The following is a 13,612-nucleotide window of genomic DNA, read 5'->3' on the forward strand; positions in this document are numbered from 1 at the left end:
CGGGGGCCGAGGGTAGCAAACCGGTCTGGGTGCCGCATCCGCCGAACCCCTGGCGAGGCGTCCCTCCCGTCGTCGGGTGCGCGTCAGACGGCGCGTCGGCCCGCAGCCCCGGTGGCCGTCCGGCGGCCGAGCAGGACCCCGAGCAGGATCATGCCGATCGCGAGCGCGAGGTGCAGCCAGTCGTCGGCGTCGTTCATCGGGACGAAGTTCGCCGCGCTGTCGACCGGGACGAGCAGGCCGTAGAGCCAGAGCAGCCCGTAGACCGCGCCGCCCCAGATGAGGAAGTTGCGCGAGACGGCGGACGACGTCGCCGCCCAGAGGCCGAGGGCGCCGAACAGCAGGTGCACGAGGTTGTGCAGGATCGACACCTGGAACACGCCGAGCAGCAGCGCCTCGGACTCGTGGCCCACGAAGAGGATCCGGTCGACGCCGGACGTCAGGCCGGGGATGAATCCCGCGATGCCGACCACCAGGAACACGACGCCCACGATGAGGGCCGCCTTCTGCACCGGTGTGTCGGCGTACCGCCGGACGGACCTGTCGGTGGTGCTCATGATCGCCTCTCCTTCCGCTCCGCGCATGCGGAGGCCATGGCCGCATCCTGCTGACGATCCCGCCCCGTCCGCGAGGGGGTTGCGTTTCGCGGCGGGCGCGTTTCGGAACATCCGGGACCGGGGAGAATGAGGGTATGGGACGGGTTCGGCTGGTTCGGGGCCACGGCGTGCAACTCGTGCGATGGCGCGCGGTCGAGAACGGCTGGGTCGCCGACGTCCGCCGCGGCCGGCGCATCGCCGAGGACGACGACGGCTGGACGGTCCTGATCGGAGGAGCGACCCGACGGTTCGAGCGGCCCGAGTGGAGCGAGTTCGTCGGAGAGCTCTCACCGCCCGGAGGGCGGCCCGCGCGGATCGCGCGTCGGTCGGTCCCGACCTCCCTCGACACGCTCCCGGCCCCGACACCCCCGCCGGCGCCGGCGCATCCGCGGAGCACCGCGCTGCGCGACCTGCCGTCGACGCGCCCGATCATGGAACCGGGGCCGACCCGGCGCTCCGACGACCACTCCGAGACCCGGTGACGTGATCGACTTCGACGCGCTCCGGCGGCATCCCGACCTCGAGGCCCCGGGGCTGCGGGCAGCGGATGCCGCGGACCGCCTGATCCTCGACGAGGCCGCGGCCGCGCTCGCCGCGGCGCACGAGCCGGGCGCCGTGGTCGTCGTCGACGACGCATACGGCGCGCTCGCGCTCGGTGCCGTCGCCGCCGGCGGCCGCGAGGTGCGCGTGCACCAGGACCCGATCACCGGCGAGCGCGCGCTCGCCGCGAACGCCGCGCGGCTCGGCGTGCCCGACGCCGAGCGACCCCGTGCCATGCCGTTGGCGGCCGCCCTCGCGTCGGGCGCGAGGGTCGTGCTGATGCGCCTGCCGCGCTCGCTCGACCGGCTCGACGAGGTCGCCGAGCTCGTCGCGCGGCATGCGGCCCGCGACGTGCGCGTGTTCGCGGGCGGGCGGCTCAAGCACATGTCGCTCGCGATGAACGACGTGCTCGGCCGATGGTTCGAGCGGGTCGACGTGACGCACGCGCGGCAGAAGTCGCGCGTGCTGGTCGCGTCCGGCCCGCGGGCCGGCGAGGGCGCTGCTCCGTCGCCGGGATGGCCGCGACACGCGCACGACGACGACCTCCGACTCGAGGTCGTCGCCCACGGCGGCGTCTTCGCGGGCGCCGGGGTCGACATCGGCACGCGGTTCCTGCTCGGTGTGCTCGCCGACGCGGTCCCGGATGCCACGACCGCCGTCGACCTCGCGTGCGGCTCGGGCGTCGTCGCGGCGTGGCTCGCGAGCCGACGCGAGGGCCTCGTGGTGCAGGCGTCCGATCGCAGCGCCGCGGCCGTGGCATCCGCTCGCCTGACCGCCGAGGCCAACGGCGTCGCCGACCGCGTGCGCGTGACGCGCGCCGACGGCCTCGAGCACCTGGCCGATGCGAGCGAGCGGCTCGTCGTGCTGAACCCGCCGTTCCACTCCGACGCGGCGGTGCACACCGGCATCGCCGAGCACCTCTTCGCCGAGGCCGCCCGAGTGCTCGAGCCCGGCGGCGAGCTGTGGTGCGTGTGGAACTCGCACCTGCGGTACCGTCCGTCGCTCGAGCGCCTCGTCGGGCCCACGCGCCAGGTCGCGCGCAACCCGAAGTTCACCGTGACCGCGTCGACTGTCACTGCTTGAATTGACGCATGACCACGAGGTCGCGTCTGCCGACGGGGACCGTCACCTTCCTGTTCACCGACATCGAGGGGTCGACGCGCCTGGCGCAGTCCGCGCTCGACCGGTGGCCCTCGCTGCTCGCCGAGCACGATCGGCTGCTGCGCGAGGCCATCGCGGGCGGCGGCGGCACGGTGGTCAAGACCGAGGGCGACGGGTTCTTCGCCGTGTTCACGTCCGCCGTCGGCGCGGTGGCGGCGGCGACCGCCATCCAGCGCGCGCTCGCCGCGCACGCGTGGCCCGAAGCGCTCGCGCCGCGGGTGCGGATCGGGCTGCACACGGGGCTCGGCATGCTCGGCGGCGACGACTACGTGGGCATCGACATCCACCGAGCGGCCCGGATCACGGCCGCGGCCCACGGTGGGCAGGTGGTGCTGTCGTCGCCGACGGCGGCGCTGGTCGAGCACGACCTGCCCGACGGCGTGACGCTCCGCGACCTGGGCCGCCACCGGTTGAAGGACCTGTCGCAGGCTGAGAGCATCTTCCAGCTCGAGATCGACGGCCTCGTCGCGGCGTTCCCGCCGCTCCGGACCGTCGAGGCGGTGCCGAACAACCTTCCCCTGCAGGTGACGAGCTTCGTCGGTCGCCGCGCCGAATGCGCGCGCGTGCGCGAGCTGCTCGAGGCGTCGCGGGTCGTGACGATCACCGGGACCGGCGGCACCGGCAAGACCCGGCTCGCCCTGCAGGTCGGCGCCGAGATCGGCGGGCGGTTCCGCGACGGCGTCTTCTTCGTCGACCTCGCGCCCGTGCGCGACGCCGGGCTGGTGCCGTCCCAGGTGCTCCGCGCCCTGGGTGCCGCGTCGACGGCGGGGACCGGGGCGCCGCGCGACGTGCTCCTCGAGCACGTCGCGAACCGCGAGGTGCTGCTCATCCTCGACAACTTCGAGCAGGTCGTCGCGGCCGCCGGGCTGGTCGCGGACCTGGTCGCCGCGTCCCCCGAGTCGCGCTTCCTCGTCACGTCGCGCGGTCCGCTCCGGATCGCCGCCGAGCGCGAGCTGCCGCTCGAGCCGATGCAGCTCCCGGCGGCCGCCGACCCGGCGACGATCACGCGGTCCGACGCCGTCGCGCTCTTCGTCGACCGGGCCGCCGCGGTGCGCCCCGACTTCGTGGTGACCCGCGAGAACGCCGCGGCTGTGTCCGAGCTGGTGCGGGGCCTCGACGGCCTGCCGCTCGCGATCGAGCTCGTCGCCTCGCGCGTGCGCCTGCTGCCCGTGGCCGAGATCGTCGCGCGGCTCGACCCCGCGAGCCCGGGCACGGGCGCCGTCGACCTGCCCGAGCGCCAGCGCACCATCGAGGGCGCGATCGCCTGGAGCCACGACCTGCTCGATCCGCCCGTCCAGGAGCTCTTCGCGCGGCTCGGCGTGTTCGCGGGCGGTGCCGACCTCGAGCAGGTCGAACTCGTCTGCGCCGAGCCCGGGGTCGACCTGCTGGGCGGACTCGCGGAGCTCGTCGACCAGGCGCTGCTCAAGCAGGTCACGGCGCCCGGCGGCCGGGCGCGCTTCCGCATGCTGCACGTGATCCGCGAGGTCGCGCTCCTGAAGCTCGAGGCGAGCGGCGCGAGCGACGCCGTGCACCGCCGGCACCTCGAGGCGTACGTCGCGTGGGCCGAGGATCTGGCGACCCACTTCCTGGGCGAGGACCGCAAGGACTGGCTCGACCGTTTCGACGTCGATCACGACAACGTCCGCACCGCGCTCGACTGGGCGGCGGTGCACGGCGAGACCGATCTCGCGCTGCGGCTCGCCGCCGCGTCCTGGCGGTTCTGGCAGTCCCGCGGGCACCTCCACGAGGGTCGGAGCCGGCTGGAGACGGTGCTGTCGCTGCGCGGGGGATCGGCGTCCCACCGCGCCGCCGCGCTCGAGGCCCTCGGCGGCGTGTGCTGGTGGCAGGGCGAGATCGACCGGTGCGTCGAGCCGTACCGGGAGGCCCTCGCGATCCAGCGGGAGCTCGGCGACCCGGCTGCGATCGCGAACGCGATCTACAACGCGGCCATCGCCCAGGGGGTCGCCGCCAACACCGCGGGGGTCACCGACGAGGTGCGACGCGAGGTCTATGCGCTCTACGACGAGGGCGAGGAGATCTACCGCGGGCTCGGCGACGAGAACGGCCTCGGGAACATCGTCTGGGGCCGGGCCCTCGCGGTCTCCGATCTCGACGATGACATCCCCCGGGCGCTCGGCCTGTTCCGCGAGAGCATCGAACACTACCGGCGGGCGGGCAACGAGTTCGGCATGGGATGGGGGCTGTTCGAGGTCGCGATGTATTCGGCGAGGAGCGACGACTTCGCCACCGCAGAGGAGTACCTCGTCCAGGGCCTCGACCTGTTCGCGCGGCATCGCGACGTGTCGGCAGTGGTGCTCTTCATCGCGCTCGCGGCCGGGCTCGCCCGCGCGGCCGGTGACGATGAGCGGATGGCGCGGCTCGCCGGCGCCACGCGAGGCCTCCGCAACGCGTCGGGGGCGAAGATCGTCGACCACGAGCTCACGCAGATCCGGGGGCTCGCCATCGACGAGGTCGACGCGACCCGCGAGGACCTCGCGGCCGCCTACCGCGAGGGCATGGAGATGGATCTCGACCGGGCCGTCGCCTACGCCCTCGGCCGTGCCGTCGCGACGTGACGTGCCGCCCCGGTCCGGCCGACTGGGGGCGTGCGAGCGGGCCGCGACCGTGTCAGGCTGGGATCGTGACGTCCACCCTCGAGCAGCTCGACGCCGACCTCGTCGCCGACGAGGCCGTGCGTCCCGACCTGCCGTGGCAGACCATCGTGTGGGACGACCCTGTGAACCTCATGACCTACGTCACGTACGTGTTCCGCAGCTATTTCGGCTACCCCCGCGAGGAGGCCGAGCGCCTCATGCTGCAGGTCCACCACGAGGGGCGCGCGGTCGTGGCATCCGGCAACCGCGAGGCCATGGAGCGGCACGTGCACGCGATGCACGGCTACGGGCTGCAGGCCACCGTCTCGAAGGCCGAACCGTGATCGTCGCCGGTCGTGAGGGGGGCGCCGACGGCGTCCGCATCGTGCTGGAGACCGAGGAGGCGATGCTGCTCTCCGAGCTCGCCGACCAGGTCGACTCGGTGCTGCTGCTCGGCGGCGAGGACGACCCCGCGCTGGGCCGGCTCTTCCCGTCGGCGTACCAGGATGACGAGGCATCCGCCCACGAGTTCGCGCGGTACACCCGCGAGAGCCTCGTCGACGGCAAGCGGCAGGCCGCCCAGGCGGTGCGCGATGCAACGGCGACCGACCGCGGCGAGGGACTCGTCGAGATCGAGCTCGACCAGGCTCAGGCGTGGGGATGGCTCACCTTCCTCACCGACCTGCGGCTGATCCTCGCCGAGCGGGTCGGCGTGGCCGACCCCGACGAGGCCGAGCCGGCCGACGAGGAACGCGACGACTACCTCCGCGCCGCCTACGAATGGGCGGGCATCGTGCAGGGATCGATGCTCGAGGTACTCGACCCGATCGGTCGCTGACTGGCAGGCTGGTGCCGCGGGCCCGGGTCCTGCGCCGGGGGACGGCGCGACGGGCGGCGCGAGTGGAGGACTCATGTCGCAGCCATCGTCCATCGCGGTCATCCTCAGGGAGCCCACGCGCACCACCGAATCGGTCGAGTCGTCGGCCCTCATCGTCGGCGCGTTCGCGTTCGTCGTGTCGGGTCTGCTCGGACTCGTGCTCTTCTGGGGCACGGCGCTGCCGATCGCCGGCCGCGGCTCCCTCGGAGCGGCCGTCGCGATCGGCGCGGCCGTCGTCGCGGCCCTCGCGTTCGCCACCGGTCAGTTCGTGCTGCGGCGCCGGTTCGGCTCGCTGCCGGTGGCCGGGGCCGACGCCGCCCCGCCCACGCCGGTCCAGGGAGTCTCGCCCGGCCTGCACTGGTTCGACGTGCTCTCACTGTCGATCGCGCACGCCGTCATCGCCCTGCTCGGCTGGACCGGCCTCGCCGACGTGCTCGAGCAGAGCTTCCTCGGCGCCGAGGTCTACACGATCCCGGCGGCGCTCCTGTTCGGCGTGGCGCTGGCGCTCACCGGCTACGTGAGCTTCCTCTCGTCGGTGCGGATGACCCCGATGCTGCTCAGTCTCGTGCTCGCGGTGTTCCTCGTGGTCGGCGTGATCACCGCGATGCTCAGCGCGAGCGACCCCCTGTGGTGGCAGGAGAACCTCTCGGCGCTCGGGATGACCGACGACATCTCCGCGCTCGCCTTCAACCTGACCCTCGTCATCGCCGGCGCGATCGTCACCATCGTCGCCCGGTACGCCACGGCCGCGCTTCCCGACGGCACGCCGGAGGAGCGTCGCGGTCGCGACGTGGTGCGCTACGGGCTCGCGCTGATCGGCGTGCTGCTCGCGTGCGTGGGCATCTTCCCCGTCGACGAGTTCTTCCTCGTCCACAACACCGTGGCGACCGGCATGGCGGTGGTCTACGCGGTGCTCGTGGTCGGCCTGCCCGGCTTCCTGCCCTCGATGCCGCGCGTGTTCGTGATCCTCGGCTGGGTGTACGTCGGCGTCATCGTGGTGCTCGGCGTGTTCTTCGCGGTGGGGTACTACAACCTCACGGCCGTCGAGCTCGTGGCAGGCCTGCTCATCTTCAGCTGGATCATCCTCTTCCTGCGGAACACCGGGTCGGTGGCGGCCCGCCGGGTCGTCGCGGTCGGCGCCTGACACGCCGAACGGCCGGGCGCTCGTGCGCCCGGCCGTTCGCGGTCGTGGGGCTCAGGCCCCGTGCGTGAGGGCCTTGGCCTTGAGCGCCTCGTACTCCTGGGCGTTGATGGTGCCCGAGTCGAGGAGCGCCTTGGCCTTGGCGATCTCGTCGGACGGGCTCGTGCTGCCGGCGGTCTGGCGGATGTACTGGTCGGTCTGCGCCTGCATCTCGGCCGCCTGCTTGGCGGAGCGGCGGGCCATGCCGTCACCGCGAGCGATCAGGTACACCAGCGCGGTGAGGAACGGCACGAAGATCAGGAAGATGATCCAGATCGCCTTGAGCCATCCGTTGAGTTGGTGGTCTCGGAAGAGGTCGCCGATGATCGCGAACAGGGCGAAGAGGTAGGCGATGAATGCGAAGCTCCAGAAGAAGATCCACACGAAGTTCCAGAAGTTGTCCCAGAAGTCCACGGGGGTGCGCCTTTCCAGTCGATGACGGGGGCGACGAGCCCGCCCCCTGCGCGTCACATTAGCGAGTGCGGCGCGCCGGGCCGGGACTTTCGGCATATCCACTCGGCGCCGTGTCGAGTTGAATCGGTTGCGCCGGGGCCGACGCTCCCGGGGCACCCGCGACGACAGGGGAGAGACCGATGGCGGAGTTCGAGTATGGACCGGTGGACATCTACGTCCTGAGCTTCCAGGGCGACAGGCCCGACGATGCGACGCTCTCGGCGCTCGGCGACCTCATGGTGGGCGACGAGATCCGCCTGCTCGACCTGCTGATCGTCGCGCGTGGCGAGAACGGCGAGGTCACGGTGCGCGAGTTCGAGGAGTTCCGCGACGAGTACGGCTTCACGGTCGTCGAGCTCGAGGCGTCCGGTGTCATCGGCGACGAGGACATCGACGAACTCGGCGGGCAGATCCCGCCCGGCACGGCCGGGGCGATCATGGCGATCGAACTGCTGTTCGCGAAGAAGCTGGCGTCGGCGTTCGCCGCATCCGGCGGCGAGGTGCTCCAGGTGGAGCGCATCCCCGCGGCCGTCGTCAACGAGGTGTTCGCCGCCGCGGCGGACGTGGAATAGGGAGGACAGTCATGCCACTTGGCAGAGGAGGCCGGCCGGGACTCATCGGCATGGCGGCGCGCACGGCGGTCGTCGCCGGCACCGCCACGGCGGTCAGCGGCAGGGTCGCGCACCGCCAGAACGAACGCTACGCCGATCAGCAGGCACAGGAGCAGGCCGCCGCCCAGCAGCAGTGGGAGGCGCAGCAGTACCAGGCGCAGCAGGCCGCCGCCGCGCAGGCCGCAGCGGCACCCCCGCCCCCGCCGGCCGCAGCCGGCGGCGTCGACGTGGTCGCCGAGCTGCAGAAACTGGCCGCGCTGAAGGAGCAGGGCATCCTGAGCGACGCCGAGTTCGCCGCCGCCAAGGCGAAGCTGCTCGGCTGATGCCGGAACCGCCGGGATCCGCGCTGCCGTGCGGGTCTCGGCGGTCGACGCGTCGGCGTTCACTATCGTGGCGCCCATGACCGCCGCCGCGCCCTCGCCGGTGCCGCCCGCTCGGTCGCCGAGCGTGCGCACGGCGGTGATCGTCATCGCGGTGCTGCTGGGGCTCGGCGCGCTGTGGTTCGCGCGCGAGATCGTCGCGCCGCTCGCGCTCGCCGCGGTGCTCGTGATCATCGTCCACCCCATCAGGCATCCGCTGCAGCGTCGGGGCTGGCCGCGCTGGGCGGCGACCACCGTGGTCGTCGCCGTCGCGTACCTGATCCTCGGCACGCTCGCGGCGCTGCTCGTCTTCGCCGGGTACGAGTTCGGCCTGCTCGTGACCGACGTGCTGGACGAGCTCGAGGCCGCGGCCGGGTCGCTGGCGGCCTGGCTCGCGTCGATCGGGTTGGACGCGCAGGCCGCCGACGCCGCGGCCTCCGCCGTCGACCCGGGGGTGCTGCTCGACCTCGCCCAGGGCGTGAGCGGGTGGCTGCTCGGGTTCCTCACGGCCGCGTTCTTCGTGCTCGCCTACGTGATCTTCATGGCCGCCGACGCCGCACGGTACGGGCGCGCCGAGCAGGCGTTCGGCAGCGCCATCCGCCCGACCCTCGACCGCATCCGGGCGTACGACTCCTCGGTTCGGCGCTACTACGTCGTCAACGCCTCGTTCGGGCTCGTCGTCGCCGTGATCGACGGGCTCGCGCTCTGGGCGCTCGGGGTGCCCGCGCCGGCGGTGTGGGCCATCCTCGCATTCGTCACGAACTTCATCCCGAACATCGGGTTCGTGCTCGGCCTGGTGCCCCCCGCCGTGCTCGCCTTCGTCGTCGGCGGGCTGCCGCTGCTGCTCGCAGTCGTCGCCGTCTACTCGGTGGTCAACGTCGTGCTGCAGGTGCTGGTCCAGCCGAAGTTCGTCAGCGACACCGTCGACCTCTCGCTCACGCTGAGCTTCTTCTCGGTCGTGTTCTGGACGTTCGTGATCGGCCCGCTCGGCGCCATCCTGTCGATCCCGCTCACGCTGCTCTTCCGCGACGTGCTGCTCGACCGCGACCCGGGCGCACGATTCGTGCGGTGGTTGTCGGGCGATGCCAGGATCCCCCAGCAGACACACAGTGGGGATCCCTAGACCCCGCGGCCGCGGAGGCGGAGCTGCTCGGCTAGTCTGGCGCGCATGACGAGAGCGCTTCCGTCGTGGAACGACGGTCCGGCTCGCGAGGCGATCCTCCGGTTCGTGGGATCGGTCTGCGACGGGCCCGATGCGCTTCCCGAGGAGGAGCGCATCGCCGTCTTCGACAACGACGGCACGCTCTGGGTGGAGAAGCCCGTGCCGACGCAGCTGCACTTCGTCATCGAGCAGTGGCGCGCCGAGGTGGAGGCCGACCCGTCGCTGAAGGAGCGCGAGCCGTACCGTGCCGCGGTCGATCGTGACGACGAGTGGTTCCGCCGGGCCATCGAGCAGCACCACGCGGGAGACGATCACGACATGGACCTGGTGATGGACGCCATCCTGTCGACCGTCAGCGATCGGCGCGTCGAGGAGTACCACGCCGAGGCCATGGAGTTCTACCGCAGCGCGCGGCATCCGGCGCTCGACCGTCCGTACGAGCGCACGGTGTACCAGCCGATGCACGAACTCCTGCGCCATCTCGAGGACCACGGCTTCACCTGCTACCTGGTCTCCGGCGGCGACCGCGACCTCATGCGTCCCATCAGCGCCGAGTACTACGGCATCCCGATCGACCAGGTGATCGGCTCCGCCGTCGGGGTCGAGTACGACGTCGAGGCGAACGAGCTCCGGTACGGGGGCCGGTTCGAGATCATCGACGACGGCGTCCAGAAGCCCGTCCGCATCTACGCGAACGTGGGGCGGCGTCCCATCCTCGCGGCGGGCAACTCGGATGGCGACCTGCCGATGCTGCGCTACACGACGCGCGGGCCTCGATCGCTCGGCCTGCTCATCCACCATGACGACGACGGCGGCCGAGGGGATGAGGCCTACGACATCGGCGCCGAACGGGCGCTCCGCGAGGCCGACGAGCACGGGCTCGTCGTCGTGAGCGTGAAGGACGACTGGTCCGAGGTCCTGCCCGAGACGGATGCGGAGACCGAGACCGAGCCGGGTGAGCGGGCGGGTCCCCAGCAGACTCCCGGCGGAGCACCCTAGACCGGCCCGCACCGGCGTGGTTAGTCTGCAAGCGGGAGAGGGGGCCACCCATGCCGCAGCACCGACGCACCGATCCGAGGCCGACGGCATGAGCGCGGGAGTGCACCTCCGCGGGCTCTCGACGGCGGTCCCGTCCACGATCCTTCCGCAGCCCGCGGTGCGCGACGTGTTCCAGGCGCAGCCGGGCCTCAACCGCCTGGCGCAGCGCATCATCGGCACCTCGTTCGACGTGTCGGGGATCGAGCGCCGCTACACCGTGCTCGAGGAGCTCACGTTCGACGACCGCGGCGACGACCCGATTTTCTTCGACCGCGCGTCGGGCGAGCTGATGCTCCCGGGCACCAAGGCGCGCAACGAGATCTACGCGGTCGAGGCGACCAAGCTGTACCTCGAGGCGGGGCGACGTGCCATCGAGGCGACGCCGGGCGTCGAGGCATCCGACATCACGCATGTGGTGACCGTGTCGTGCACGGGCTTCTATGCGCCCGGACCCGACTACATGCTCGTGCGCGACCTCGGCCTCGGGCCGGCGGTGCAGCGCTACCACCTCGGCTTCATGGGCTGCTACGCGTCGATGCCGGCGCTGCGCACGGCCGTGCAGTTCTGCGAGGCCGACCCCGATGCGGTCGTGCTCGTCGTGAGCGTCGAGCTCTGCACGCTCCACCTGCGCTCGTCGAACGACCCCGACACGATCGTCGCCTCGTCGCTGTTCGCCGACGGCGCGGGCGCCGGCATCGTGACCGCCCGCCCGCTCGACTCGGGCGAGCGGGCCTACGCCCTCGACCGGTTCGAGACGCGCATCACGCCCGTCGGCGAGGGCGACATGGCATGGAAGATCGGCGACAACGGCTTCGAGATGGTGCTCTCCAACGCCGTTCCCGCGATCATCGACGACCACATCACCGGCGCCCTCGAGCCGCTGTTCGCGCCCGACGCCGACCTGGCCCGTGCACTGGCGACCGACGCCGCGGGCGATCACGTCGCGCACTGGGCGATCCATCCGGGCGGGCGCAGCATCCTCGACAAGGTCGAGTCGCGGCTGCAGCTCAGCGAGGCGCAGCTGGTGCCGGCCCGGTCGACGCTGCGCGACTTCGGCAACATGTCGAGCGCGACCGTGCTCTTCGTGCTGCGGTACATCCTCGACCAGGCGTCGTCCGTCGACGGCGACCGGGTCGCCGCGATGGCGTTCGGGCCCGGGCTCACCGTCGAGTCGGCGCTCATGACGGTGAAGGGCTGACGGATGGCGCGACCCGCCGCCGGCGATCCGGGCCTGCTGCACGCATTGGCCACGCTCGACCGCCGCGACGAGCACGCGCGCGAGCGCATGGACGACCCGGCGGCCGACCGCGCCGCGCTCGACCGCACGTACCACCGCTTCGGCATCGTGAACCGCATCGTCTCCCGGCCGGCCGCGGTGTACGAGGAGTGGGTGCGGCCGCGCCTCGCGACTACGCACATCGCCCGGCTCCTCGACGTCGGCGCGGGCGGCGGCGACCTGCCGCGCGAGATCCTCCGGCACGCCGAGCGCGACGGGCTGCGCCTCGAGGTCCTCGCGATCGACCCCGACGAGCGCGCCGTCCGCTACGCCTCGCGTCACGAGGGGCCGCGCTTCCACGCTCGCGTCGCGACGACCGCCGACCTCGTCGCCGAGGGCGAGACGTTCGACGTGGTGTGGTCGAACCACGTGCTGCACCACCTCGAGCCCGAGCAGCTCGGCTCGCTGCTGGCCGACACCGAACGGCTCGTCGCGGCGGGGGGCATCGGCGTGCACGGCGACATCGAACGCGGCCGCGGCGCCTACCTCGGGTTCTGGGCGGCGACGCTCCCGTTCGCGTGGAACGTCCTCTCCGGCTCGTTCATCCGGCCCGACGGGCTCACCTCGATCCGGCGCAGCCACACGGCTTCCGAGCTCGCGGCGGCGATCCCGAGCGGATGGCGCGTGAAGCGCGGTTTCCCGTCGCGCCTCGAGCTCGTGTGGGGCAGCGAGATCCGTGATGGCTGAGGGCGCCGCCGAGGGGCCGATCCACGACGTCGCGGTCGTCGGCGCGGGTTCGGTCGGGCTGCTGCTCGCGGGCCTGCTCGCCCGTCGGGGGCTCGACGTCGTCGTGCTCGAGCGGCGGGCGCCGGCCGCGGCCGCGCCGGCGGCAGCCGCCCGGTCGCGCGCGATCGGCATCCACCCGCCGGGGCTGCGAGCGCTCGACGCCGTCGGCGTCGGCGACGAGGTGCGCCGGCGCGCGGCCGAGATCCGCGACGGCCGGGTGACGTGCGACGGGCGCACGCTCGGCGCGATGCGGTTCACGAAGTCGGGCATCGTGCGCTCCCTGCCCCAGCGCGAGGTCGAGGCGCTGCTCGAGGAACGGATCGCGGCGGCCCCGTCGGTTCGCGTCCGTCGCGGCGTCGAGGTGCGGCGCATCCGCGACCGCGGCACGCACGTCGTCCTCAGCGGCGACGAGGGCGGGGCGCCGGTCGAGGTCGCCGCGCGATACGCGGTCGGGGCCGACGGCGTGCGCAGCGACATCCGCTCGCTCATCGGCGCCGACTGGCGGCCCCGCCGCGGGCGTGCAAGCTACGTGATGTGCGACACGCGCGACGACACCGGCGCGCGCGAGAGCGCGCTACTGCACTTCGAGCCCGCCGGGGTGGTGGAGTCGTTCCCGATGCCCGGCGGCCGGCGGCGATTCGTCGCGTGGGTGCGGCGCGCGCCGGCCGACCTCGACGCCGAGGCCGTGGCGACCATCGTCGCGACGCGCACGGGGGCGGGCTTCGCGACGGATGCCGCCGACGCGCCGACCGCCTTCGAGGCGGCGCAGCACCTCGCCCGGCCCATGGCCGCGGGCCGGGTGGCGCTGGTCGGCGACGCCGCGCATGAGATCAGCCCCATCGGCGGGCAGGGCATGAACCTCGGATGGAGCGACGCCGTGCACCTCGACCACGAGCTCGCCGGTGCGCTCGCCGCGGGCGCGCCGATCGACGTGTTCGCGGCCTACGACCGGTCGCGGGGGGGGGGGGGGGGGGGGGGGGGGGGGGGGGGGGGGGGGGGAGGGGGGGGGGGGGGGGGGGGGGGGGGGGTGGGTCGGGGGGCG

Annotated in this window: 15 protein-coding genes; 13 read left to right on the forward strand and 2 right to left on the reverse strand. The window is 73.0% G+C overall.

Features of this window, described 5'->3' with window-relative positions:
* Positions 1–83: 83 nt before the first annotated feature.
* Positions 84–554, reverse strand: coding sequence for a DUF4383 domain-containing protein (locus ACZ4TW_RS03575; RefSeq protein ID WP_465540186.1), 471 nt, complete (start codon positions 552–554; stop codon positions 84–86).
* 134 nt (positions 555–688) lie between these two features.
* Between ACZ4TW_RS03575 and ACZ4TW_RS03580 the strand changes: the two genes are divergently transcribed.
* From ACZ4TW_RS03580 to ACZ4TW_RS03605, 6 genes are all read left to right on the forward strand, one after another.
* The gene (locus ACZ4TW_RS03580) at positions 689–1,075 is read left to right on the forward strand and encodes a hypothetical protein (protein WP_465540188.1); all 387 of its coding nucleotides are present in this window, start codon (positions 689–691) and stop codon (positions 1,073–1,075) included.
* Between the two features lies 1 nt (position 1,076).
* A complete protein-coding gene (locus ACZ4TW_RS03585; protein ID WP_465540190.1) occupies positions 1,077–2,216 on the forward strand; it encodes a class I SAM-dependent methyltransferase in 1,140 nt (379 codons plus the stop codon).
* 8 nt (positions 2,217–2,224) lie between these two features.
* Positions 2,225–4,870 (forward strand): winged helix-turn-helix domain-containing protein, encoded by a 2,646-nt coding sequence (locus ACZ4TW_RS03590; RefSeq protein ID WP_465540192.1) that lies wholly within the window; start codon positions 2,225–2,227, stop codon positions 4,868–4,870.
* Between the two features lie 65 nt (positions 4,871–4,935).
* On the forward strand, positions 4,936–5,232 hold the full coding sequence (gene clpS / locus ACZ4TW_RS03595) for an ATP-dependent Clp protease adapter ClpS (protein WP_465540193.1): 297 nt from the start codon (positions 4,936–4,938) through the stop codon (positions 5,230–5,232).
* Positions 5,229–5,726 (forward strand): DUF2017 family protein, encoded by a 498-nt coding sequence (locus tag ACZ4TW_RS03600; protein ID WP_465540195.1) that lies wholly within the window; start codon positions 5,229–5,231, stop codon positions 5,724–5,726. Before clpS ends, ACZ4TW_RS03600 begins: the two co-directional genes overlap by 4 nt.
* Before the next feature lie 73 nt (positions 5,727–5,799).
* Positions 5,800–6,909 (forward strand): hypothetical protein, encoded by a 1,110-nt coding sequence (locus ACZ4TW_RS03605; protein ID WP_465540198.1) that lies wholly within the window; start codon positions 5,800–5,802, stop codon positions 6,907–6,909.
* 51 nt (positions 6,910–6,960) lie between these two features.
* On the opposite strand, the gene ACZ4TW_RS03610 is transcribed toward ACZ4TW_RS03605, so the two are convergent.
* Complete coding sequence (locus ACZ4TW_RS03610; protein ID WP_465540200.1) at positions 6,961–7,359, reverse strand: SHOCT domain-containing protein; 399 nt, start codon at positions 7,357–7,359, stop codon at positions 6,961–6,963.
* A gap of 179 nt (positions 7,360–7,538) precedes the next feature.
* Between ACZ4TW_RS03610 and ACZ4TW_RS03615 the strand changes: the two genes are divergently transcribed.
* From ACZ4TW_RS03615 to ACZ4TW_RS03645, 7 genes are all read left to right on the forward strand, one after another.
* Positions 7,539–7,970 (forward strand): DUF6325 family protein, encoded by a 432-nt coding sequence (locus tag ACZ4TW_RS03615; RefSeq protein WP_465540203.1) that lies wholly within the window; start codon positions 7,539–7,541, stop codon positions 7,968–7,970.
* An 11-nt stretch (positions 7,971–7,981) separates the two neighbouring features.
* The gene (locus ACZ4TW_RS03620) at positions 7,982–8,332 is read left to right on the forward strand and encodes an SHOCT domain-containing protein (protein WP_465540205.1); all 351 of its coding nucleotides are present in this window, start codon (positions 7,982–7,984) and stop codon (positions 8,330–8,332) included.
* Between the two features lie 76 nt (positions 8,333–8,408).
* The gene (locus ACZ4TW_RS03625; RefSeq protein WP_465540207.1) at positions 8,409–9,491 is read left to right on the forward strand and encodes an AI-2E family transporter; all 1,083 of its coding nucleotides are present in this window, start codon (positions 8,409–8,411) and stop codon (positions 9,489–9,491) included.
* Between the two features lie 45 nt (positions 9,492–9,536).
* The gene (locus ACZ4TW_RS03630; RefSeq protein ID WP_465540209.1) at positions 9,537–10,529 is read left to right on the forward strand and encodes an HAD family hydrolase; all 993 of its coding nucleotides are present in this window, start codon (positions 9,537–9,539) and stop codon (positions 10,527–10,529) included.
* 88 nt (positions 10,530–10,617) lie between these two features.
* Entirely contained in the window at positions 10,618–11,766 is a 1,149-nt protein-coding gene (locus ACZ4TW_RS03635) for a type III polyketide synthase (RefSeq protein ID WP_465540211.1), read from the forward strand.
* A 3-nt stretch (positions 11,767–11,769) separates the two neighbouring features.
* On the forward strand, positions 11,770–12,531 hold the full coding sequence (locus ACZ4TW_RS03640) for a methyltransferase domain-containing protein (protein ID WP_465540213.1): 762 nt from the start codon (positions 11,770–11,772) through the stop codon (positions 12,529–12,531).
* On the forward strand, positions 12,524–13,612 hold a 1,089-nt coding region (locus ACZ4TW_RS03645), incomplete at its 3' end, for an FAD-dependent oxidoreductase (RefSeq protein ID WP_465540215.1). The genes ACZ4TW_RS03640 and ACZ4TW_RS03645, both read left to right, overlap by 8 nt.

This window comes from Agromyces sp. NPDC029043 (assembly GCF_055564615.1).